This window comes from Kitasatospora sp. NPDC034533 (genome assembly GCF_055575155.1).
Map to the genome: position 1 here is coordinate 1 of NZ_JBVITE010000088.1, position 23,220 is coordinate 23,220.

The 23,220-nt window shown below is 69.6% G+C and carries 19 protein-coding genes and 1 pseudogene; 8 read left to right on the plus strand and 12 right to left on the minus strand.

Annotated features, from left to right (window positions below):
* Positions 1–139 precede the first annotated feature (139 nt).
* From ACZ55U_RS35735 to ACZ55U_RS35750, 4 genes are all read right to left on the minus strand, one after another.
* A complete protein-coding gene (locus ACZ55U_RS35735) occupies positions 140–1,627 on the minus strand; it encodes an SCO6881 family protein (protein ID WP_465533175.1) in 1,488 nt (495 codons plus the stop codon).
* Positions 1,628–1,642: 15 nt separating this feature from the next.
* Positions 1,643–2,332, minus strand: coding sequence for a hypothetical protein (locus tag ACZ55U_RS35740; protein ID WP_465533177.1), 690 nt, complete (start codon positions 2,330–2,332; stop codon positions 1,643–1,645).
* The gene (locus tag ACZ55U_RS35745) at positions 2,332–2,640 is read right to left on the minus strand and encodes a DUF6112 family protein (RefSeq protein WP_465533179.1); all 309 of its coding nucleotides are present in this window, start codon (positions 2,638–2,640) and stop codon (positions 2,332–2,334) included. The genes ACZ55U_RS35740 and ACZ55U_RS35745 overlap by 1 nt, the downstream gene beginning before the upstream one ends.
* An 81-nt stretch (positions 2,641–2,721) precedes the next feature.
* Complete coding sequence (locus ACZ55U_RS35750; RefSeq protein ID WP_465533181.1) at positions 2,722–3,891, minus strand: C40 family peptidase; 1,170 nt, start codon at positions 3,889–3,891, stop codon at positions 2,722–2,724.
* A gap of 569 nt (positions 3,892–4,460) precedes the next feature.
* Here ACZ55U_RS35750 and ACZ55U_RS35755 point away from each other — a divergent pair.
* Entirely contained in the window at positions 4,461–5,210 is a 750-nt protein-coding gene (locus tag ACZ55U_RS35755) for a DNA-methyltransferase (protein ID WP_465533183.1), read from the plus strand.
* Between the two features lie 81 nt (positions 5,211–5,291).
* Here ACZ55U_RS35755 and ACZ55U_RS35760 read toward each other — a convergent pair whose 3' ends face one another.
* A complete protein-coding gene (locus ACZ55U_RS35760) occupies positions 5,292–6,242 on the minus strand; it encodes a DUF5655 domain-containing protein (protein ID WP_465533185.1) in 951 nt (316 codons plus the stop codon).
* A 162-nt stretch (positions 6,243–6,404) separates the two neighbouring features.
* On the opposite strand from ACZ55U_RS35760, the gene ACZ55U_RS35765 reads away from it, so the two are divergent.
* From ACZ55U_RS35765 to ACZ55U_RS35775, 3 genes and pseudogenes are all read left to right on the plus strand, one after another.
* A complete protein-coding gene (locus ACZ55U_RS35765) occupies positions 6,405–6,644 on the plus strand; it encodes a hypothetical protein (protein ID WP_465533187.1) in 240 nt (79 codons plus the stop codon).
* 1,015 nt (positions 6,645–7,659) lie between these two features.
* Positions 7,660–8,058, plus strand: a complete 399-nt coding sequence (locus tag ACZ55U_RS35770; protein WP_465533189.1) for a hypothetical protein — start codon at positions 7,660–7,662, stop codon at positions 8,056–8,058.
* Between the two features lie 219 nt (positions 8,059–8,277).
* Positions 8,278–9,078, plus strand: a pseudogene (locus ACZ55U_RS35775) (IS30 family transposase); the annotation flags it as partial.
* A 19-nt stretch (positions 9,079–9,097) separates the two neighbouring features.
* Here ACZ55U_RS35775 and ACZ55U_RS35780 read toward each other — a convergent pair.
* The 4 genes from ACZ55U_RS35780 to ACZ55U_RS35795 all read right to left on the minus strand — a co-directional run bounded on the left by ACZ55U_RS35780 (position 9,098) and on the right by ACZ55U_RS35795 (position 12,439).
* The gene (locus tag ACZ55U_RS35780; protein ID WP_465533190.1) at positions 9,098–9,274 is read right to left on the minus strand and encodes a hypothetical protein; all 177 of its coding nucleotides are present in this window, start codon (positions 9,272–9,274) and stop codon (positions 9,098–9,100) included.
* Between the two features lie 162 nt (positions 9,275–9,436).
* Entirely contained in the window at positions 9,437–10,669 is a 1,233-nt protein-coding gene (locus tag ACZ55U_RS35785; protein WP_465533191.1) for a transposase, read from the minus strand.
* A complete protein-coding gene (locus tag ACZ55U_RS35790; protein WP_465533192.1) occupies positions 10,567–11,043 on the minus strand; it encodes a transposase domain-containing protein in 477 nt (158 codons plus the stop codon). The genes ACZ55U_RS35785 and ACZ55U_RS35790 overlap by 103 nt, the downstream gene beginning before the upstream one ends.
* 286 nt (positions 11,044–11,329) lie before the next feature.
* Positions 11,330–12,439, minus strand: a complete 1,110-nt coding sequence (locus ACZ55U_RS35795; RefSeq protein WP_465533193.1) for a class I SAM-dependent methyltransferase — start codon at positions 12,437–12,439, stop codon at positions 11,330–11,332.
* A 714-nt stretch (positions 12,440–13,153) separates the two neighbouring features.
* Between ACZ55U_RS35795 and hppD the strand changes: the two genes are divergently transcribed.
* Both hppD and ACZ55U_RS35805 read left to right on the plus strand, forming a co-directional pair.
* A complete protein-coding gene (gene hppD, locus ACZ55U_RS35800; protein ID WP_465533195.1) occupies positions 13,154–14,176 on the plus strand; it encodes a 4-hydroxyphenylpyruvate dioxygenase in 1,023 nt (340 codons plus the stop codon).
* Positions 14,173–15,264, plus strand: a complete 1,092-nt coding sequence (locus ACZ55U_RS35805; protein ID WP_465533197.1) for an alpha-hydroxy acid oxidase — start codon at positions 14,173–14,175, stop codon at positions 15,262–15,264. The genes hppD and ACZ55U_RS35805 overlap by 4 nt, the downstream gene beginning before the upstream one ends.
* Positions 15,265–15,334: 70 nt before the next feature.
* Here the strand turns inward: ACZ55U_RS35805 and ACZ55U_RS35810 are convergent, their stop codons facing one another.
* The 3 genes from ACZ55U_RS35810 to ACZ55U_RS35820 all read right to left on the minus strand — a co-directional run bounded on the left by ACZ55U_RS35810 (position 15,335) and on the right by ACZ55U_RS35820 (position 18,352).
* Positions 15,335–16,330 carry an ABC transporter permease subunit gene (locus tag ACZ55U_RS35810; RefSeq protein WP_465533199.1) on the minus strand — a complete coding sequence of 332 codons (996 nt, stop codon included), beginning with the start codon at positions 16,328–16,330 and terminating at the stop codon, positions 15,335–15,337.
* On the minus strand, positions 16,327–17,223 hold the full coding sequence (locus tag ACZ55U_RS35815) for an ABC transporter ATP-binding protein (protein WP_465533201.1): 897 nt from the start codon (positions 17,221–17,223) through the stop codon (positions 16,327–16,329). Before ACZ55U_RS35815 ends, ACZ55U_RS35810 begins: the two co-directional genes overlap by 4 nt.
* A gap of 334 nt (positions 17,224–17,557) precedes the next feature.
* Complete coding sequence (locus ACZ55U_RS35820) at positions 17,558–18,352, minus strand: alpha/beta fold hydrolase (RefSeq protein WP_465533203.1); 795 nt, start codon at positions 18,350–18,352, stop codon at positions 17,558–17,560.
* Between the two features lie 732 nt (positions 18,353–19,084).
* On the opposite strand from ACZ55U_RS35820, the gene ACZ55U_RS35825 reads away from it, so the two are divergent.
* Positions 19,085–19,294 (plus strand): MbtH family protein, encoded by a 210-nt coding sequence (locus ACZ55U_RS35825; protein WP_465533205.1) that lies wholly within the window; start codon positions 19,085–19,087, stop codon positions 19,292–19,294.
* 316 nt (positions 19,295–19,610) lie between these two features.
* The coding region (locus ACZ55U_RS35830; RefSeq protein ID WP_465533207.1) for an amino acid adenylation domain-containing protein at positions 19,611–23,220 on the plus strand (3,610 nt) is incomplete at its 3' end.

Consider the following 23,220-nt stretch of genomic DNA (forward strand, 5'->3'; position numbering starts at 1 on the left):
GGGGAGCTTCCGCTGTTGGTTGGGGTGCTCTCCCTCTTTTTTTGGGTTCTCCGGGGGGTCTCTGTGAGGGACTCGGGGTTGGGGGGTGGGCTTGGGGGGCCCCCCCCCCCCCCCCCCCACCCCGGGGGAAGGGGGCCGGTCAGGACCCGGGCTCGGCGCTCCGGTTCGGGTAGACGAACCGGAGCGGATCCGGGCCTCCCACCGGGCCCGGACCACCAGCGGCCGGTGCCGGCGGCGGGGGAACGGCGGGGCCAGCCGGTGCCGAAGGAGCGGGAACGCTCGGGGCCGGGGCTGCCATACCTGGAGTCGGGGAGCCTTCGGCGGCGGGCGGTGCGACGGACCCCGCCAGGCCAGCACTCTGGACACGCGGGGCGGCCGGAGCCGGGGCTGCCTCGCCACCGCCGGACTTCGGTCCCTCGTTACTGCCTCCGGCGGACGCCCGGGTGATCAGCGACGGGATACCGGGCCGGGTGACCAGGGCACGACCGCGGTCGCCGCCGGCGCTGGGGTCCTCACCGAAGCGGAACTTCGTCGGCTGCTGCGCAGGACCGGCGTCGATCCCCTCCGCGCTGATCCGGCCGGTCGGGTCGATACCGGAGGCCGCACCGCCGCCACCGCCGACCCCGGGAACCTGAGGCGGGCCCTGCGGCGCCGGCATCCCCATGCCGGACTGCATGGCCAGGGAACCCGCGGTCTTCGCCGCCCCGGCCACGGTCGCCATCCCGGCCATGCCGGTGCGGTGCACGTCGTCGTGGCCACCGCCGTCCGTCGCCCAGTGGACGAACTTGTAGACGGCGTACGGGCACAGCAGCACCATGACCATGATCACGACACCGGCCAGGGCGTCGGACAGCGCGGCGATCCCGTCCTTGGCGTCCGTCTTGCCGAGCGCGGAGACACCAACGAGGAAGACCACCGTCATCAGCAGCTTGCTGACGATCAGGGTGGCGGTGGCCTCGATCCAGCCGCGCCGCCAGCGCTTGGCAACCTCCCAGCCGCCGCCGGCACCCGCGAAGGCCGCGAGCGCCACCAGCACCAGGACGCCGACCTTGCGGGCGACCATCACGCACCAGTAGAGGAACGCCCCGATCGCGCTGCCGACCGCGACCAGGGCGGGGATCGCCCAGCCGAGCGGGAACATGGCCCCGAACTGGGTGACCTTGATCATCCGCCTGACCGCGTCGGCCACGCTGGTGTGCGCCGCTTGGAACAACCCGGCCGACAAGGCGTCGACCGTCGTCACCGCCACTGCGGTGAAGCTGATCGCGCCGAAGGCGAACAGGACACCGGTCATCGTGCCCCACGCCGCCTTGGCCAGCGCCCGCTCGTCCCGGCGCCAGGCGGCCAGGATCAGCTGCGCGCAGAACGTGCCCACGGTCAGGATCAGCCCGATCGGCAGGATCAACTGGTAGTTGTCCCGGAACCACGGCGCCGACAGGTCGATCGCGGTGGTCTCGTCGACCGCCTTCGCGCACAGGTCGACGGCGCTGGCCGCCAGCTCACCCATCGATTTGGCGATCCACGCGCCGATGCCGTCGGTGATGCTCTTGCCCGGGTCGCTGACGAAGTTGATGCCGTCGACGACGGTGCAGACCTGGGCGATCATCGGAAGGTTGCAGATGTCCACGCGTACCTCCCGGGCTCAGGGCGCCACGGCCGGCAGCACACCGGCCAGGGCACACGGGCGGTCGGGACGGCACTGGACGGCCAGGGTCGCCGAGCGGTCCTCGGCACCGCCGGCCGGGGCGCCGTTCCAGGAGATCGACTGCTTCCCGGAGACGGTGACGGCGTAGACGTACGCCTGCGAGATCGCCCCCGGATCCGCCTGCAGCGCCCGGGTGAACGACTCCGGGAAGTGTGCCTCCGCCGCGGTTGCCGTGGCGAACTGCCCGGAGTCGGCCATCCGCCCCCACAACAGGGGCGAGGGAACCAGTCGGTCGACCGAGTCCGCGTCGGCGTACTGGCCCTCGCCGGTCAGCCACCGGTGAAGGGAGGCCACCAGCTCCGGCTGGGAGGACGAGCGGGTGTCGTACGACCACAGCGCCACCGCCGCTGCCTTCGCGAACGCGATCGGATCGTGTGTCGACGGCGGCCCGGGAAGCGCGGCCGAGCGCGCGCTCGACGAAGACGGTGCCGACGGGCCCGGCACGGGCGAACCACCCACGGCAGCAGGGCGGTCGGGAGTGCTTCGGCCGTCCCGGGTGACGTAGGCCAGTACCCCGGAGCAGACGACGAGCACGGCCAGGACGGCCGCGCCCAGCAGCGCCCGGCGGTGCACCAGCGCGCCGCTGGAAAGCCCGCCGCGGGCGGCATGGAATGAACGTTTCTGCATTACTTGACCTGGCTTCCGAGCGTCGAGAAGAACGCCACGACGCCGTTCGCGGCGCCGAGCAGCAGGGCGGCGCCGGCGCTGACGAGTACGCCCTTCTTGCCGTTGGCCTCGGCCTGGTGTCCGCCGCTGTGGTGGCCCCAGGCCCACACGCCGGCGCTGACGGCCAGGGCGCCGACGACCGCGATGATGCCGAAGAGGTTCAGCGAGCCCATGACCTGCTTGAGGACCGAAAGGCCGGGCAGGCCGCCCTCGTTGGGGGTGATGCCGGGGTCGTAGGCGAGCTGTACGACGGCGTCCGCGAGATACAACGGGAGCTCCAGTTTGGTTCAGGGCATGCCAAAGCAGCCCGGAGAAAAGGGGGAAGAGGGGGAGGGAGAAGAGAGCGCGGGTCAGACGACCCGGCGGGCCGCGAGGATCTCCGGCCGCCACGAGGCGAGGGTCGAGATCTTGACCACGTCGCCGGTCTTCGGGGCGTGCACGATCAGCCCCGAGCCGATGTACATCCCGACGTGCTCCGGCACGGCCGCGGTGCCCCGGGTGAACAGAAGGTCACCGGGCTTGAGCGCATCCGCCGACACGGCGCTGCCCTGCTTGACCTGGTCGTAGGTGGTCCGCTCCAGCGAGACCCCGCCCGCCCGGTAGGCCACCTGCATCAGGGAGGAGCAGTCACACCTGCCCATCGGGTCCGCACCGTGCGAGTTCGCGCACGTGCCGCCCCACTGGTACGGGGTGCCCAACTGCCCGAGTGCCCAGCGGATCGCGGTCTGCACTGGCTGCGGCGCGTCCGTCGGGATGGTGTACCCGGCCGGCAGCGAACCGGGCGGGATCGTCCCGAAGTCGGTGCCGTCACCAGCCGCCGTCGATGTCCCGCAGCCACTGCTGCTGGGCGTCGGGCGCGGGCTGTTGGCGGTCGTCGGCGTCGGTGCAGGGGCGGTCGAGGTGCCGGTGGCAGGGGAGAGCAGCGGTGCGATGGCCCTCTGCAGCGCCTCCGCCAGGGGCTGCCACTTGGCGTAGGCGTCAGGGAAGCCGGAGCGCTGCACCGCCTGGGCGGCCTGGGTGACGGTCATCGACTCCCAGCCGCTGACCTTCTGCAGCGCCTCGTAGAACTTCGTCGAGGCGTACACCGGCTGCATGATCTGCTCCGGCGTGCCCCAGCCCTGCGACGGCCGCTGCTGGAACAGCCCCAGCGAGTCCCGGTCGCCGTAGCGGATGTTGCGAAGCTCGCTCTCCTGCATCGCCGTTGCCAGGGCGACGACCTGCCCCCGGACGGATATGTGCATCGCGACGCCGGTGGCCTGGATGGTCTTCGCGTTGGGAATCTGCTCGTCGGGCTTGCTCAGCCCCGCCACGCTGGGGGCGCTGAGCGGGCTGGAGCCTTTCAGGATCGCCTCGACCTGTGCCGCGACGGCCGCGCTGTCCACGCTCTGCGGACCGCCGCCGGGCGGACACGAGGCGGACGTTGCGGAGGCGTTGCCCGCACCGGCGATCAGCACCGGCAGGGCCAGCATCAGCGGGCCACAAGCGGCGACCCCGACGAGCGCGCCGAAGGTCTTCTTCACGGTGCCCGCCGATCACCGCACACCGACCGGGAGGACGACGGAGGCGGATGAGGGCATGGGTGTGCCAGGGCATGCTGCATCGCAGCGGCTCCTTGCGGGTCGTAGGAGAGCGCGGTGCCGGCCTCTCGTGCGAAGAAGTCGCCGGCACCGCGCCGGTGGTGAAACCGCCCTCGCTTAGGACGGGCGGGTCAGGGGAGTTGGTAGCTCCCGGACGCCGGTCTCGGGTCACGCGCGGCAGCCGGCCGCGCTCGTAATCTCAGCCGGAACACAAGGCACCCCTTCGGGCATAGGGCGGATTCGCGCGCCGCACCGGGGCTGCCCTCTCGCCTGGACGAGACAGCACGGGTCAACACGCCCCGGGCCGGACCGACTTGGCCTGCTGCCCGGTTGGCATGGCGAGACAGTAGAAGCGAAGTCCGGCCGCACCAAACGCCCCCACGACCAGCCCCGACATGGTCGTACCGCCCGTTAGGTACGGCTGCCGATCGCGACTACCTTCCCCTCCACCACTGCTCCCGGCGGCAGCCCTGGCACGCCGCTCGGAGCCGGCTCACCCGAGGAAGGCCCCCGTGAACGACTTCACCCTCCACCGAGGCGATGCCCTCACCGTGCTCAAGAACCTCCCCGACGAGTCCGTCAACGCCGTCATCACCGACCCGCCGTACAACAGCGGCGGCCGGACCAGCTCCGAGCGCACCAGCCGCGACGCCCGCACCAAGTACGTGACGAGCGGCTCCGCCCACGACCTCAAGACCTTCCCCGGAGAGAACCGTGACCAGCGCTCCTACCGCGCCTGGCTCACCGAGCTCCTCACCGAGGCCTACCGGGCGAGCACCGAGCACGCGGTGGCGATGGTCTTCTCCGACTGGAGGCAGGAACCCACCACCAGCGACGCCCTCCAGATGGCCGGCTGGACCTGGCAGGGCACCATCCCCTGGATCAAGCCCGCCAGCCGCCCGAGGAAGGGCGGCTTCAAGCAGTCCGCGGAGTTCATCACCTGGGGTGTCAAGGGCACCCTCGACAACAGTCGCGACCTCTACCTGCCCGGTCACTTCGTCGCCAGCCAGCCCCGCAAGGACCGCGTCCACATCACCCAGAAGCCGCTGGAGATCATGCAGCAGCTCGTCCGGATCTGCCCCGAGGACGGCACCGTGCTCGACCCCTTCACCGGCAGCGGCTCGACCGGCGTCGCCGCCCTGCGCGAAGGCCGGCGCTTCGTCGGCGTCGAACTCAGCCCGCACTACGCCGACATCGCCGAACAGCGGCTGCGAGCAGAGCTGACCCAGGACGACTTCGTCCTAGCCGGACCGGAGGCGTGATCACGAGAACCACCAGGCCAACGGCCCGCAGATGCGAACGGGCGGCTGGAGTACCAAGCTCCAGCCGCCCGTTTCAGCTGGTCAGGACTCCTCGACCGCCCTCCGGATCAACGGCACCGCCTTCTCCACGTCCGCCGACGAAGTGATCCGCACCTCCAGATCACCCGTCCCCAGGTGCCCGACGCCCCGTACGTTGCGCGTAAAGCCCTCCTCCAGCTTCACCGAGTCCGGGTCCAATCGTAGGTACACCAAGATCGCCTGGTGCGACACCGACGGCCGGAAGACCACCGACGCCACGTTCAGCAGCCGCTTGTAGGCGATGTAGTGCTTGAGCACCACCACCTCCAGCTCGCCCGCCGCGGTCAGCGCCTCGTCCAGCTCGCCGTACAGCTCCCGCAGGCACCCCGGCACCTCCACTTGCGAGGACCCGGCCGGCGCCGTGGCAACGTCCGGCTCGTCGTCCGCAGCTTCGTCCGCACCCGACGGCATCGGCGCGAACCCTGCAGCGGAAAAGCCCGGGGCGGTCTCGACCAGCTGCAGCGTCAGCAGGTCCGGCCCGAAGACCCGGTAGCGCACCAGGTCCACACGGTGATCCCGCTGGTGGAGCGAAACGGCAGCCCGATCATGGCGGGAGAACTCGCCCGCGACACAGATCACCCGAGGCCGCCGCCAATCGACTGCCTCCGCCACGTCGGCGCCCAGACGTCTACGGACCAGCGCCTCGAACTCGTGCCGGTGCGCCAGCAACCAGACCAGGTAGGACACCGCCTGGGTGATCACCCCGGCATCCCGCCGGCGCTTGAACTCGATGATCACCGGCACGCCGTCCTCATCCAGCCCCAGCGTGTCGATCCGCCCCTGGTGCCACGGCCCCGTCGCGTACTCGGACGCCAGGAACCGCACCCCCAGCATCGGCTCCAGCCCCGCCTCGACCCGCCGCTGCAGGTCCTGCTGCTCCCGCGCCACCGTCGAACCCTGCAACTCGACATCGCGGCCGTCGGCACCCCGTCGGAACACCTTCAGATCGGCCACCCACGCCCCCTTCGCACGACCGTACCCAAGGACCAATCCAGAAGAGGAACGCAGTATTCCCCATTCTGGATTCCAGGAGCGCTCAGAGGGTGGCGACAGTGCCGTGGGGGTCGTTGGGCTGAGCATGAAGCGCACCAACCGCCTCCTTGTCGGGCTGACCGCATGCTCTACGCCCTCTACCCCACGGCCATGGGCAACCGCCTGCGCCGCGCCACCTACCAGGCCGACGCGGAGCTCAGCGAACAGCAAGCCCAGCGTGGCATCCGCGAGCTCGTCCGCGCCGGCTGGCTCACCGCCAAGGGCGAGGCCCAGGGCCGCTACTACACCGCCGGCTCAGAGCTGCCCGAGGCGATCACTCGTGGTGTACGCGAGCCCAGACCGCTACGCGACCCGTGCGCGTAGTTGCGGAATGCCCCTCAGTCAAGGTACTCGTCGAGACTTCCGGCTGGCGTTCTCTGGGGGAGCTTGGCAGCTCTACAGGAGGAGCCGAATTCCGAGAGGTCACCCACGTGCGGAACCCGTCATCGAGAACTTGGCGGCCCGGGCCACCGATGGGCTCTTCCACGCCATGTGGCGCTCGTGTTCCGCCACGGTCGGACCGTCCATGTCTCAGCCGGCCATGCTCGCCGCGCTGACCGATGCCGTGGTCAGCCGACGGCTACGGTCCGAGCGACGCTCTGTGCACGGCACCCCGTCAGCAGGGAAAGGCGGGGCGTGGCCGGGCTTCGGGGAGTCGGGCCAGGGGCAGGCGCTGATGCTCCTGCGGTCCGCGTCGTAACGGCAAGCGCGTACGACCAGGGGCATCGGCGCAGCGACAGGAAACCGGGACCTGCGTGTCGCGTGCCTCGACCTGGCCGATTCGATCTCCATCGCCGCTTTCACCACGGCTGGCAAGGCCAGCTGCACGTCCTGGTCGCGGCAACGCGGGCGTGACGCCGGGTGCTGTCTCGGCGGGCGGGCCAGTTGTACTCCTGACCGGGGACGGAGACCCCGACGGTCTGCCGCGCACCGCGGTGGCGGCGGAGTCTCTCCACCGCCAGCTGCAAGAGTTCCGTGCCGACCGGTCTCGCGTCTGGGCGGCAGTCGGTGCCAGGGATCCCGGCGGAGGCGGACGGACGAGCGCGGACGGAACAACACAAGGGGCCGCAGTGGGAACGGATGACGAGCTACACGACCACCTGGCGCGCACAAGCCATCTGCCGGAGCGACCATGCCGCTGAGGCGGTCACTACTCCCACCCACGCACGCCGGTGTTCAGTAATGCAACGCCCGGTTTGACTGGCGCTTCGCGGCATGGTGATGGTTCTCTCAATTTGACGCAGTCAAAGACCAATAGACGATGCGTCAGAACCTTCTGACCCCGGATGACCGGGTGCATCGCCGGCCTTTTCCTACTAGAGACAAGTCAAGGAACGCTATGAAGCGCCTCGCTCGTTCGCTGGCTGTGGCTGCCACCGCTGGCTCACTGACACTGCTGGCCGCTCCCGCCTCGCTGGCAGCGGTCTCGAGCACGACGATCACATCCTGCGCCACCTACACCGCCTCCAACAGCTACGGCTACGGCCAGCTCTCGGTCTGCCCGCTGGGTGGCACCAGCTACCGGATCAGCGGCTACATCTCGACGAACATGCCGGACGGCGGACTCTTCGGACCGAACTGCGCCGGCTGGTACCTGCGGTCGGGTTCGACGTACCTCGGCCTGGGGACGACCGTCTGTGCCCAGCCGAACGTTGCCACGTCCACACGCAACTTCGACTACAGCACCACGCTGTCGGCCACGCCGGACAGTGCCGGGATTCAGCCGGTCGACCTGTGACCCCTGCTGACCGGGCAGCCGTCACGGAACCGTCCGACTGCGGCAGGTAGGCAGTCGAACATTGGGCGGCTCATCAACCGTTCCAATGGAACCGCCCCTGCCCGCCCTTGAGTTCTAGTGTCGTTGCACGGGACGAACCCGACGGGTCGGCATGTCGGGGCACCGCCGAACACCGCGGTGGCGCCCCCGGCCGGCCCGTCGTGGTGTCTGCGTGAAGCCGATCGCATGCACATCGACGATCGGCTGCGAGAGCGGGCCACGCTCCGCGAGATCGCGGCTGAGCTGGGCCGCAGTCCGTCCACGGTCAGCCGAGAGATACGCCGCAACCGGCACCAGGTGAACGGCCAGTACCGGCCGCATGCGGCCCAGGCCCGCGCGGACGCCCGCCGACCCCGTCCCAAGCCCGGGAAGATCGGGTGGAGCTCTGAGCTGCGGGACTTCGTCCAGGACCACCTGGACCTGAAGTGGAGCCCCGAGCAGATCTGCCAGGCCCTCCGTAGTCAGTTCCCCGAGCGGCCGGAGATGCACGTGGTCCATGAAACGGTCTACCGGGCCTTCTCCGTCCAGGGGCGAGGTGAACTGCGTCGCGAGCTCGTCAAAGCCCTACGCACCGGACGACCCCGGCGCAGGCCGCACCGCCAAGCCACCTGCCAGCAGCCGCGGTTCGCCATCCCGATGGTCGTGATCAGCGAGCGTTCCGCCGAAGCCGAGGACCGGGCGGTGCCCGGCCACTGGGAGGGCGATCTCATCATCGGCAAGGAGGGGAAGTCGGCGATCGGCACCCTGGTCGAGCGCGCCACCCGCTACGTGATGCTCCTGCACCTGCCCGGCGGTCGCAGCGCCGAGCAGGTCCGCGACGCCCTGATAGCCACCGCGAAGACCCTGCCCGGCAACCTGATGCGCTCGCTGACCTGGGACCAGGGCAGCGAGATGGCCGCCCATGCCTCGTTCACCCTCGCCACCGACATCCCGGTCTACTTCTGCGCCCCCGCCAGCCCCTGGCAGCGCGGCTCGAACGACAGGGGCGGTTTCCGCTCTGTCACCCGTTGCCTCCGGGAGCCGGCGAGACGTCGGCGGTGACGGTCGCCTGGCACCGGGAGCGGCCGCGGACACCGATCGCCGAGCGGACCGCGTCGACCACCAGGCCGGAGCGCATGTGCTCTGCCGGCGACCAGCCGACCACCCGGCTGGAGTTGATGTCCGGCTTGCGCGCCACCGACGGGATGCCTTGCCCGCTGGACTCCACCAGTGCGACCGCGCATCCCGTTTGAACTCCCCCGAGTACCTTGCAGTACCCATGAGGACATCCTCTCCACGGACCCGGAGATCCGCTTCTCAGAAGTGTCCACTGTTCGGGGTAAAGCCCAAGGCCAGGTAGTTAACGTTTCCGCAGGTCACGCAAGGGAGTTGAAGGGTTCTCGCGGCTGGATGTGTATACGCCGGGGCCACATTTCCGGAGGTGGCCGTCCTGGGCCCAGCGGGAGAGCTGCCGATACATGGTGCCGAGGGTGATGTCGCCGAGGTGCTGTGCGAGTTCGCGGGCCGGCCAGCGGCGGCTGGGGTCGGCCCGGAGGAGTTCCAGGACCCGTTCCCGGCGGCTCTGTGGTGAGCGGTGAGTGTGCCGGTCGTCTCGGGAGACGTCGGGCAGGGGGCGCTCATCGGCCGCGGGTGCGAGGACGGTGACGTCGAGGTCGGTGACGGTTCGCCTGGCATCGGGCCTGCCGTCGTCGAGGCGCTCGCTGTAGCGGGAGACCGGTGATTTGACCTTGCGGGTGCTGACCCGCTGCCGCCGGGGTGGGAGCAGTGCGGCGAGAACCCGGCGTCCGATGAGACCGACCGGCTCGACGGTCGTGACGACGATGTCGGCGGCCTGGACGACCTGGTCACGGGCGGTCTGGAGGGCGATGGTGAACCCGCAGCGGTCCGGATCGGTGCCCTGGACGGATTCGGCGGCGTCGACCATGACCGTCCGGAGCGCTTGGTAGAGCGTCAGCAGGGACCACATCTCCTGCTCGATGCCGGCCGGGTCGCCCGAGCGCAACAGGCGGCCATCCATGATCGTGTGGCGGAGCGCGTAGTACGCCGATTCGTGCTCCCACCGCTGGTGATACAGGGCCACCATCATGGCGGCGGGGAAGCGGCGGGCGTCGGTCAAGGTGGTCACCAGCCGATAGGACCCGGTGAAGACGGTGCCGTCCGCGCAGGTCACCGTGATCCGCGCGTCGATGACCCGCACTCTCACCGTGCCGATCACCGACAAGTACGAGCCGTCGCGGAGACGGGACAGGACCGGCGCACGCCGGTTGTTGCGGAGCCGACCCAGGACCTGGGCGCGGGTGGCGGTCACCGCGGCGAGGAAGTCGTTGCCATCGAACCCCTTGTCCCACAGCACCAGCATGTCCGGCCTCAGCAGATCCAGCAGCCGGCCGGCATAGCCCGTCTCGCCCTCGGCGGTAGGGCCGAACACCGCGCCGATCAGGGCCCGGGTGCCGGTCTCGACAAGCGTCATCAACTCCAGTGTCGGATAGCCGTGGTGGGCGGTCCTCCCCAGCCAGGAACGGTTCCGCTCGGAGTCGGGGACCCTCTGTGAACTGCAGCCGTCGAACGACACCGTCCGGTATGGGCCGAACCGGACCCCCGGCGTCGTCGGCCGGGCCAGCGGCCCGCCAGCACCTCGAACAACGCCCGCATGGGAGCGCTTCCCAGTCTGCGGCGCAGGTCACGCAACGCCTTCGACGTCGGAGAGGCGACCGGAATCCCGGCCAGCCCGGCGGTCAGCTTGCTCCAGACCAGCCGGTAGCCGACCTCGGGGAACAGACACATCGCCAGCAGAAAGTAGACCCCGACCCGCGAGGGCAGATCCCGTAAGCGGTGCTGCACGCTCCGGGTCTCGTCCAGGACGGCGTCGACGAGATCGAACGGCACGACCTGGGTCAACTCACCCAGATGACCGGGAGCGAATCGGCCCGCGGCCACGGTGACCACGCGGGAGATGCTCGTCAGGGCAGGCGGCAGGACAGAATGACGTACAGGCAACGGGGTTCCTCGGCGACCAGCAGTCTTGGCGGACTACCTGATCAACGTGGCCCCGTTGCCCGCGTTCCAACGTGATGCCGAACTCCCTTGTCGTCAGCCCGAATCCGTTAACTACCTGGCCTTGGGGTAAAGCCCCGTCGGGTTGGTGCCCCATGGCGACCGCGGCTGGCCGCGGGACTCCGGAGCTGCACCGGCCACCTGGGTTCGGCACGTGTCGCTGCGCGCCGCGCCCCCGTCAGGCGAGACGGGCGAGCAGGACGCGGTGCATCGGGGTGTCGAGCAGCCTGACCCGGCGCAGGCCCGCATCGGCTAGCCACTGATCGTAGTCCTGGACACTGAACGAGTCGCCGCCGCCGGTGGCCAGCATCGAGGCGGCGAAGAGGCGGAAGAATCGATTCTGGGTGGAGCCCGCACCGGCGTCCTCGTCGAGGATGTGGTCGACGATGGCGACCACGCCGTCCTCGGAGAGGGACTTGGCCGACTTCAGCAGCAGTTCCCTGGCGGAGTCAGGTGTCTGCAAGTGGAAGATGTTCACGAACAGCGCCAGGTCGACACCGACGCCCCAATCGTGGTTCCAGAAATCGCAGACCACCGGCTCGAAGCGGTCCGTGACGCCGAGGCGAGCGGCTTGCTCGGTGGCGATGGGGATGATCTGCCCGGCGTCCAGGCCGCGGCCGCGCAGCTCGGGAAACTCTTCCAGCAGTAGGTGGCTGTAGATCCCGGTGCCGCAGCCTACGTCCAGCAGGATCTGGGAGCCGCCGTCCGTCCAGCCGAGCTCGCGCAGCGTGTCGGCCAGCGTGGCCGTGATCGGTGGAGCCCAGAAGTTGATACCGCGCACCAGTGAGGTGTAGTCGCTCTCGGAGATCTGGTTGAGCTGCTCGGCGCCGTTCTCGCCGCGCGCACCGGTGCGCACCGCATCGGCCAGGTTGCGCCAGGCGTTCCAGGCCACGGCGCGGTCGTGGCCGATCTTGCCGGCCAGGCTGTAGAGGCTGTCGGGCGAGAACACCCGGTGCAGCTCGGTGGGCAGTGTGTAGACGACCTGGCCGTTTTCGCCGCGGCTCCGCGCGAGGATGTCGTAGGCGTGGAGCCCGTCGAGTAGGACCCGAGTCGCCCGAAGGTCGGTGTCGAGTAGGTTTGCAAGCTCGGCCGCAGTGGACGGGGTCGTGGTCAGCGCCTCGAACACTCCTAGGTCCTGGGCTGCTTCGATGACTCCGGTGGACCAAATGCCGATCAGGTGCTCGTACAGCCGGTGCGTGGCGCGTATCTCGTCAGCGTGGGAAGAGATCAGCTGGTGGTCGACCAGCGGGATGGAATTACGCAAGGCATTGATAGCGGGAAGCGGCATGGCGGAATATCCCTGTGACTCGGAAAGATGTTGGGCCGATCGGCCGATGATGACGAGTTGAGCCGCGAACGGGGCGTGTGAGGCGAGCGTAGCCGCCACCAGGTGGCGCCGTCTCGATCCGGAGGCTCGTGGATGACGAAGTCCGGGGCGTGGTTCCGGCAAGAGCGGGTCCAGAGCGGGACCGCCCGAGACCGCGATGGCCATTCGGTGGCGCTCAACTGAGGCGAGGATGCAGTTGAACGCGCCTGTGATCCGATCTGGCCCGCGGCGCCGGAGTACCGCTCGGCAACGCCTTCCCTGGGTATCCCGGACGAGCGGTACGGCCCGCTGTGGCGCACGGGATCCGGGCATGGGCTGGTCCGGGCCGACCGCGCTGGCGCCGGGTGGCCGTGGAGCGTATCGAATCGACTTATCGTCAGACAACCTCCGAGTGCTGAGCGTTGATCGACCGAGCTGCCCCGGGGCATAGTGCTGCCGGACGGCATTGTGCACGGCGGCAAGCGGATTCCTCGGCATCGGAGCCTTGAAGTTCTCGCTTTTGCTGTCTACTCCGCGCCCCGATGGTGCGGTCACGTGAAGCCGGGATGTGCGCGGCTGGATCGGTCCTGTGCGCCGGGTGTCTATCAGGCAGGCGGGAAGAGGCACGCGGATGGCTGATGGGCTGACGCATGAGCGGCGCCTCCGTCTTCTCCATCCCCTTTAGGAGGACTCTCCATGGCTGTGCGAAACATAGCGTACGTCGAGTTGTATTCGAGCGATAAGAGCTCTTCTGTCGACTACTTCGTCTCATCCTTCGGCTTCACGCGGGTCGCGGACGCCGTGACGGCCGACCGGAGTTCGATATTGCTCCGGCAGGGCGAGGTGGACCTGCTGGTCACCTCCGGGCGGGGGATCTGGAAGTTCCTGGACGAGCACGGGGAGGGAATCGCCGATATCGCGCTGACCTGTGACGATGTCAGTGGAACCTGCAGGGCGGCGGAGGCGGCCGGTGGCAACATCGTCGGCTCCACGGGTGGTAACCCAGTGCTGTCGGGCTTCGGCGGCGTGTCCCATACACTCCTTCCCGCTGCCGACGGTCCCGGGTCGGCCTTTCCAGTCGGCCATAACTGGACCGCCACATCGGGGGAACCGATCCGGCCGACCGGCCGGCTCCGGTTGCTGGACCATGTCGCGATCTGCCTCGAAGGGAACACCCTGGAGGAATTCGCCGACTACTACGGGAACGCTTTCGGGCTCTCCCACTACTTTTCCGAATACGTCGGCGTCGGCGGGCAGGCGATGGACTCGATCGTCGTCCGGAGCGAGTCGGGGGCTGTCACCTTCACGCTCGTCGCGCCGGATCCGAAAAAGGGTTCCGGACAACTCGACGCGTTCCTGGAAAGGAACGGCGGCCCGGGAGTTCAGCATCTCGCATTCCTCGTCGACGACATCGTTCCCTCGGTCCATGAGTTCCGGGACCGCGGCGTGGAGTTCCTGAGGACCCCGGGCACGTATTACGACATGCTCGCTGAGCGCTCCATCGGGGTGCAGGAGGAGATCGCGGCACTACGGGCCACCGGTGTGCTGGCCGACCGCGACGAATGGGGATACCTCTTGCAACTGTTCAGCCGCTCACCGTACGAGCGCAACACGCTCTTCTTCGAGCTCATCCAGCGCCGGGGGTCCCGGGGATTCGGCAGTTCCAACATTCGGGCCCTCTACGAAGCGGTAGAGCGCGACCGGCTCGCCGCCGAATGAACGGCGAGGGTTCCGGTACCGCGGTCGCCAACGCCCTCACGCTGGCCGAAATCGCCCGCCTGGCCCGGGAGCGCATGGATGCCGGTGTGTGGGACTTCCTGGAAGGGGGCGCGGGTGAGGAGTGGACGCTCAGGGCGAATGCGGAGACGTTCGATCGGGTGCGACTGCTGCCAAGGGTACTGGCCGGAATCGGCCGCTCGGAAACCGGGACCCGGATTCTGGACCGCAACTGGGCGGTGCCGGTCGCCATCGCGCCGATGGCTTATCACACCCTGGCCGATCCGACGGGCGAGGTCGCCACGGCTCGGGCCGCGGGAACCGCCGGCATCCCGCTCATCGTGAGCACGTTCGCGGGCCGAACCTTCGAGGACGTCGCCGCGGCGGCCTTCTCCCCGCTCTGGCTCCAGGTGTACTGCTTCCGTGACCGCTCGACGACTCGACGGATCATCGAGCGGGCCGAGCGGGCCGGCTTCGAGGCGCTGGTGCTCACCGTGGATGCCCCGCACCTCGGTCGTCGGCTCCGGGACCTGCGCAACGACTTCCGGCTGCCGCAGGGCATCGAGCCGGCCAATCTCTCCGGCAGCGGCTTCTCCTCCCCGAGCGGCCACGCGCAAGCCGAGTTCGATCCCGCCCTTGACTGGTCGGTGCTCGAGTGGCTGCGTTCGGTCAGCTCACTTCCCGTGCTGCTCAAGGGGGTTCTCAGCGTTGCCGATGCCCGGCTGGCGGTCGCGGCGGGGGCGGACGGCATCGTCGTGTCGAACCACGGCGGCCGCCAGCTGGACGGCGCCCCGGCGACCCTGGAGGTGCTGCCCGAGATCGCTTCGGCGGTAGCGGGCGACTGCGTCGTCCTCCTGGACGGCGGGATCCGCCGCGGCCGGGACGTCCTGGCCGCGCTCGCGCTCGGCGCTGACGCGGTGCTGCTGGGGCGTCCGATCCTGCACGGACTGGCCGCAGGCCGCCAGGCGGGCGTGGAGCGGGTGCTGGACCTGATCACCGCCGAGCTGGCGGACGCGATGACGCTCACCGGCACCCGAACGGTCGCGGACGCCGGACCGGACCTGGTCCGGTCGGCCTCAATCGCACTCTGACGGAACGCCACCCGCACATATGGGTCCAGCCGTCGCTTGAACAGAGCGACGGCTGGACCCGTTCACGCGTTCAGATCAGGCGCAGCCGGACCCGCCAGAAGCTGAGCGCGGCCAGCACACCGGCGAGAAGGAGGAAGAGGAGCGTTTCCGTCCACTGCAGCGTCCAGTAGTGGCTCGCGGGCTGGAAGGTCGCGTTGACGTGGAGGTTCTTCTTCTCCAGGCAGGCCCCGAGCGCGTGCGAGTTGACCGCCGAGTCCAGGCAGTCCTGGAGCTGGGAGACGGGTAGCGCCTGGCCGGACGAGTCCAGGAATGCGCTGGTGTCGGTGACCCAGCCGCCGGGGACCTTGTAGCCCCACAGGTGCACGTTGTCGGTGGTGTTGATGCCGTTGACGTGCGTCATCACCTGCTCGTTGATCGCTACGACGCTGTGCGAGGGCGACACCAGGTTCTCCCGGAGGACCGTCGGCATGAGGACCTGGACCCCGGCGAAGACGACCAGGGTCACAGCCATCGCGGGCACGGTGCGGCGGATGAAGATCCCGACGCACGTCCCCAGGACGAAGGCGAACGCGGCGTAGCCCAGCGGCGTGATGTTGCGGGCGGCGAACAGCGTGGGTGAGAACCGGTCCTCCGAGACTTGGTCGAGCGGGCTGACGCTCCAGGTCAGCAGCAGGCTGAGCAGTCCGGTCACGGCAACGCTGAGCAGCCCGATCAACAGGAGCTTGACCGCCAGCCAGCGTCCGCGGGTCACGCTCTGGTTCCACACCAGCCGATGGGTGCCGGCCTCCAGCTCGCGGGTCACCAGCGGCGCGCCCCAGAAGATCCCGATGACGCCGGGGACGGCGATCAGCAGGTCGTTGAGCAGGGTGAGTTGGAGGTCGTAGCGACTCGTGAAGCTGGCGATGGCGGAGCCGCAGGTGCCATGGGACTGGCAGCCCGCGACGCCGGAGTCGTAGGCGCTGCGGATCTGCAGGCCGAGGACCACCAGGTAGATCGCGATCACGCCCACGGCGGTGAGCGCCGCCAGTGCCTGAGCGCGGAACTGGCGCCAAGTCAACCAGATCACAGCTGGACCCCCGTGTTCTCTTCTGCGATGTACTGACCGGCGCCGAACTCCGCCCGGTTCATGTAGGCGAGGACTAGGTCCTCCAGGCCAAGGGTTTCCGCGGTCCAGTTGAGGCTGGCCAGTGGGCCGGTCATCCGCACGATCAAGGTGCTCTGCCGGGAGCTGTGTTCGGCTTGGACGACCTCCACCCCCGGGGGTAGCTCGGCTCCCCGGGCGCCGGTCAGCCGGCAGTGGCCGGCCAGCAGGTCGTCGACGTCCCCGGCCAGCTGGACCCGGGAGGCGACCACCAGGACCAGGTAGTCACAGACCCGCTCCAGGTCGCCGAGCAGGTGCGAGGAGAGCATCACGCTCGAACCGAGTTCGGCGACCAGCTCCATCAGGTTCTGCATGAACCCGCGTCGGGCCAGGGGGTCCAAGGCGGCGACCGGCTCGTCGAAGATCACCAGCTCGGGCCGCTTGGCGGCCGCGATGGTGAGGGCGAGCTGGGCGCGCTGGCCGCCGGACAGCCGACCCGCCTTCTGGGTGAGGTCCAGGCCGATCTGCTTGATCCGCCGCTCCGCCATCGCGGCGTCCCAGCCCGGGTTGAGGCGGGCGCCCAGGCGCAGGTGGTCGGCGACGGTCAGCCCCGCGTACACGGGCGTGTCCTGGGCGACGAAGCCGACCTTGGCCAGCTGCGCCGCACTTGTGCCGGGGCGGGTCCCGAGCACCCGGATCGTGCCCGAGGTCGGCTGCAGCAGTCCGCTGGTCAGCCCCATCAGGGTCGACTTTCCTGCTCCGTTGGGGCCGACCAGGCCGATGACCCGTCCCTCCGGGATGCTCAGATTGACATCGGTCAGGGCCTGGTGGCGGCCGTACCGCATCCCCAGTCCCTCGGCTTCCAATACGGGGCTCATCTCTTCGCCTCTGCTCCGCGTGGTGTGACGCATGGTCATGGACGGACTCCGGCGTTGTCGCCTTGTCCCGGCGGGTCCAGGCGAGCCGGTGTCATCCATCGTCGTCCGACTGATTCATCTAGGACCCTAGTACAATAGAAGCCTAGGCGTGATGGGCCGTCAAGCGCCCGACGTCAAGCCGGTGGGCCACGGCGAACTGCGCGGACCGAAACGCGCCAGGGGCGGTGCGCGGTTTCGCGCACCGCCCCTGGCGGCGTATGTCCTGGCTGTCGGCCGGGTCGGACCTGTCGTGCCGAGCGGCCGAGAGGCGGCCCTCTGCCCGGAGTAAGCTCCGTCAGTACTTGTCGAGGAACTCGGTGATCGCTGCGTTGACCTCGTCGGGGCGTTCCAAGTTACCGAGGTGTCCGCAGTCCGGGATCTCCACGTAATCGCAGTTCGGGATGGAGTCGGCCACCTCAAGGGCCAGATGCGGCGGGGTGATCAGGTCATCGGCGAAGGCGATCACCCGGCAGGGCGCGGTGATCCTCCGCAGTGCCTCGCGGCGATCGGTACCGGTGTCGATCCAGGCCTGGCCGCCACCGCCACCGCCGGACAGCTCGAACAGGTCCAGCCAGCTGGACATGGCGGTGTCATCGCTCAACGTCGCCGGCGAGAGCATCTCGAGCACCTGCTTGGCGGCGTGGTAGGCGGGAGGCAGTCGGACGCCGGCCTCCAGCAACGCGAGGTCCGCCCGACTCTGGGCACGCCGGGTGGCGTCCGACCGCGATCGGGTGGCCAGCAGAACAGCGCACCGGACCAGGTGAGGGTGGTGGACGGCCAACTCCTGGGCTATCAAGGACCCCAGGGACGTTCCGACGATGCGGACCGGACCGAGGTCCAGAGCCTCGATCAGGCCCTTGGTGTCGGCGACCAGATCGGCGAGCGCGTACTTGCCGGGAGGTGCGTCGGACGGACTGATGCCCCGGTTGTCGAACGTGATCGTCTGATACCCCGCCTTGTTCAGCGCGGGTGTCTGATGCATGGTCCAGACCCGGCCGGACGCGCCTGAACCCATGATGAGGAGGACGCTCTCCCCGTGGCCGGTGCGCTGGTAGGCGAGCCGGATGCCGTTGCTGTCCACAAAGGGCATGCTGCGGAGGTCTCCTCGATCATCGTGCGATCCGGTGCCCGGTGTCGCCACCCCGGTTCGGACCGCGGAGAGGGCGACGGGGCGCTCACCGGATCCCGGCCGCACGGCACCGGATTCGACAGGGCCTACGAGCGGGGTGATGTATTCAACGAAAGGTATTGACGGGGCGGTTCACGACCCGCTAAGCGGTTGAATCGGACACCGCTCCGGTGGTCGTCAGGGCGAGAATAGTCACCCGTAGCTGCTCCTGGCAGCCCTTCGGGGGCGCGACCGGACCAGCCCGACAGCGGGCCGCGCCGATTGAACGGTGTTGACAGGCAGCCGCCGTGCCGGAGTCCGCGGACTGCGAATTGACCGGTGGTTTCGAGTGTGCCGAGCCGCGTTCAAGTGCGGCGAAGGCACGGTTGAACAAGCTCGTGACCAGCGGGGGATGACCGTTGTCGAGGTGCTTCCCGAGAGGCCGCGGAGCACGGCCGAACGCTCTTGATCAGCTCTGCGCGGCTGCCGCATAGTGGTCAGCGACGGAGCCGAGGCGCCTCCGGAAATGGGGAGTGCCGGAGTGCGGACGAAGGGCCTCCGGCCCCGATTCGGTGCACTGGTTCAGCCGGATCGGCGATTTCGACGCGCGACGCGCGGAGATGCCGTCAGGCGAATGCGGGGCCGGCCGGAGGCATCGCCGGTCGACGCGCCGCAATCGACGTCTTCGGAAAGCTACTCGAGAGGTACGGCACAGTGACCAATCCGTTCGACGACCCAGACGCCAACTACCTGGTCCTGGTCAACGACGAGGGGCAGTACTCGCTCTGGCCGGCCTTCGTCGACGTGCCCGCGGGCTGGGAGAAGGTCTTCGGCGAGGCCGGACGCCAGGACTGCCTGGACTACATCGAGAAGTCCTGGACTGACATGCGACCCAAGAGCCTTATCGAGGCCATGCGGAACTAGGCCTTCGGGCCGATCCTGCCGGGCTTCGGCCCAGTGATGAAGCGGCACGGCGCCCCGCGCCGCGTCCGAGGGCGTCGGCGAGGCCGGCGCCCTCGGACGCCGGATCCGCTGACCGGCCGTGTGGCGATGGGCGCGACACGGCGAAGCCCGCGCGACACAGCGGTGCGGCGACAGAGCAGCGCGGCGACGCACACAGCGAAGCAGAACGAGAATTTCGGCCTTCATTGAGGAATGCTGGGCGGCAATAAGGCATGCCTCGATGGCAGTTGGCCCCTGCTGGTCCAGTCGGCGATTCGAACGATTGGGGTGGGCAGGCATGGCCGCAGCATTCAATGGTGAGTCCCTGGAACTGATGTCGGGTCAGCTGGGTATCTGGTACGCCCAGCAGTTTGCGCCTGACAACCCGTCTTACAACGTCAGTGAATACCTGGACATCACCGGCGAGTTGGACCTCGCCCTGTTCACAGCGGCGGTGCGGCGCACCTTCGATGAGGCCGAGACGCTGCGGCTGCGGTTCCGGACCGAGGGCCGGGAGCCGCGCCAGTACATCGACGACTCCGGTGAGTACCCGTTCGCGATCGTCGACCTGACCGCCGAGGCGGATCCGCGGGCGGTGGCCGAGGAGCGGATGCGGACCGAGCTGACCCGCCCGGTGGACCTGGAAGCCGGACCGACGGCGTCCTACACGCTGTTCAAGCTGGCCGATGACCGCGCCATCTGGTACATGCGGGCCCACCACCTGGCGCTCGACGGGTACAGCACCTGGGTGGCCGCCAACCGGGTGGCCGAGGTCTACACCGCGCTGATCGAGGGCCGTTCGGTCGAGGTCGGGGCGCTGCAGCCGCTGTCCGTGCTGCTCGACGCGGACCGGGCCTACCGGGCGTCGGCGGAGTTCGAGGCGGACCGGGAGTTCTGGCTCAAGACGCTGTCGGGCCTGCCGGAGGGGGCGGTGGCGCGTGGCGGCTACCGGACCCGACGGCTGGCGCCGGCGCCGGTGCGGCTCACCGAGGACATCGCGCCCGAAACGGCCGCGAACGTCAAGGCGACCGCCGGCCGCTACGACACCGACCTGGCTCGGTTCGTGATCGCCGCAGCGGCGCTCTACCAGCACCGACTGACCGGCGAGCGGGACGTGGTCGTCGGCATCCCGGTCCGCGGCCGCGGACGGAGCGAGCAAGAACTGGCGGCCCCCGGCAACACCTCCAACGTGGTGCCGGTGCGGGTCACCTTCGAGCCCGGTACCACAGCCGCCGAACTGGTGCGCCAGACCGCCCAGACCCTCCGGGAGGCGCTGCGGCACCAGCGGTACCGGCACGAGGACATGCTGCGTGACCTGCGGATGGTCGACGGCGGCAACCTGTTCGGCCTGGTCGTGAACGTGATGCCGTTCGACTACTCGCGGCCGATGGGCGACTGCACCACCTTCGCGCGGAACCTCTCCTCGGGCCTCATCGACGACGTGCGGATCGACGTCTACGACCGGCTGGCCGGGCAGGGAATCCAGATCGACGTGGACGTCAACCCCGATCTGCACGACCCCGTATCCGGCAAGGACATCTCCCGGCGCTTCCTGCAGATGCTGGACTGGCTCACCGAGGCGGCCCCGAACGAGCTGGTCAGCCGGGCCGAGCTGCTGGACCAGGTCGAGCGCCACCGGGTGCTGGTGGAGTGGAACGAGACCGCGGTCGAGGTGCCGGCGGTGACGGTGCCGGAGCTGTTCGCCGCACGGGTGGCGGGCACGCCGGACGCCGTCGCGGTGGTCGGCAACGGTGTCGAGCTGACCTATCGCGAGCTGGACGCGCGGGCGAACCGGCTGGCGCACTTCCTGGTGGACCGCGGTGTCGGCGCGGAGTCGGTGGTCGCGGTCTGCATGGAGCGCGGCGCCGGCCTGGTGGTGGCGCTGCTGGCGGTGCTCAAGGCGGGTGGGGCATACCTGCCGATCGACCCGCAGGCGCCGGCCGAACGAATCTCGTTCGTGCTCGCGGACAGCCGGGCGGTTGCGCTGGTGGGCTCCGAGGAGGTGCTTGAGGAGCTGCCGGTCCGGCGGATGCTGACGGTGGCCGTCGACGCCCCGCTGGTGCAGGCGGCACTGGCGACGGCCCCGGCGACGGCCCCCAGGGTGCCGGTGCGGCCGGCCGGTCTGGCGTACGTGATCTACACGTCCGGCTCGACGGGCGTGCCGAAGGGCGTGGCGCTTGCGCACGCGGGCGCGGTCAACCTGATGACGGTCCATGCCGAGCGGTTCGGCATCGGCGCGGGCAGCCGGGTGCTGCAGTTCGCGTCGATCGGGTTCGACGCGGCGACCTGGGAGCTGATGGTCGCGCTGTGCTCGGGTGCCGCCCTGGTGGTGGGCTCGGCGAACGAGCTGCTGCCGGGCGCCGGGCTGGCCCAGGTGGTGGCGCGGCACGGGGTGACGCATACGGTGCTGCCGCCGGCGGTGCTGAGCGTCATCACCCCGGCGGACCTGGCCTCGGTGACCACGCTGATCTCGGCGGGCGAGGCGCTGGGCGCCGAGCTGGTCGAACGGTTCGCGCCGGGGCGGGAGTTCGTGAATGCCTACGGGCCGACCGAGACCACGGTCTGCGCGACCGTGACCGATGCGCTGGTGGTGGGCGAGGAACCGTCGATCGGCCGGCCGAACCCGAACTTGCGGGTGTATGTGCTGGACGAGTACCTGTCGCCGGTGGCGCCGGGTGTGGTGGGTGAGCTGTATGTGGCGGGTGCGGGTCTGGCGCGTGGCTACCTGGGTCGGCCGGGGCTGACGGCAGAGCGGTTCGTGGCGGACCCGTTCACGGGTGAGCGCATGTACCGCACGGGTGACCAGGTGAAGTGGACCGAGGACGGCCAGTTGGTGTTCGCCGGTCGTGCGGACGACCAGGTGAAGATCCGAGGTTTCCGAATCGAGCCGGGCGAGGTCCAGGCGGTGATCGCCGGACACCCGGCGGTGGCGCAGGCCGCGGTGATCGCCCGTGAGGACGTGCCGGGCGATGTCCGGCTGGTGGCGTACGTCGTCGCCGAGGACGAGGGCGCGGATGTCGCCGCCCTCCCGGAGTCGGTGCGGGCGTTCGTCGGCGAGCGGCTGCCCGAGTACATGGTGCCGTCGGCGGTGGTGGTGCTGGATGCGCTTCCGGTGACCATCAACGGCAAGATCGACCGCCGCGCGCTCCCCGCCCCGGAGTACACGGCTGGTGCCGGCCGCGAGCCGGTCACCGTCGAGGAGAAGGCGCTGTGCGGGGCCTTCGCCGAGGTGCTGGGCCTGGAGAGCGTGGGCGTCGAGGACAGCTTCTTCGACCTGGGCGGCCACTCGCTGCTGGCGACCCGCCTGGTGAGCCGGGTGCGCGCCCTGCTCGACGTCGAGGTGGAGATCTCGGACGTCTTCGAGGCGCCGACGGTGGCCGGCCTCGCCGCCCGCCTGGGCGGAGCCGGCCAGGCCCGGACCGCTCTGGTGGCCGCTGAGCGTCCGGAGCGGATCCCGCTGTCGTTCGCGCAGCGCCGGCTGTGGTTCCTGGGCCAGCTTGAGGGCCGCACCGCGACCTATAACGCCCCGATCGTGCTGCGCCTCACGGGCGACCTGGACCGGGCCGATCTCGGTGCGGCGCTGCGCGATGTGCTGGGTCGGCACGAGGCGCTGCGCACGTTCTTCCCGGCAGCCGATGGTGAGCCGTACCAGCAGATCGTGGGCATGGACGAGCTGACCTGGGACCTGGACGTGGTCGAGGTCGAGGCGTCCGAGGGGATGTACGAGCGGATTCAGCAGCTGGGCGACCTGACCGACGGCGCGCTGCCGGAGCAGGCGGACGGCTCCGCGGACCTGGCTGCCGCGGTGGTACGGGCGGCTGGGTATGCGTTCGATCTGACGGTTGAGGTGCCGGTGCGGGCGACGCTGTTCGCGGCGGGTCCGGCCGAGCATGTGCTGGTGCTGTTGG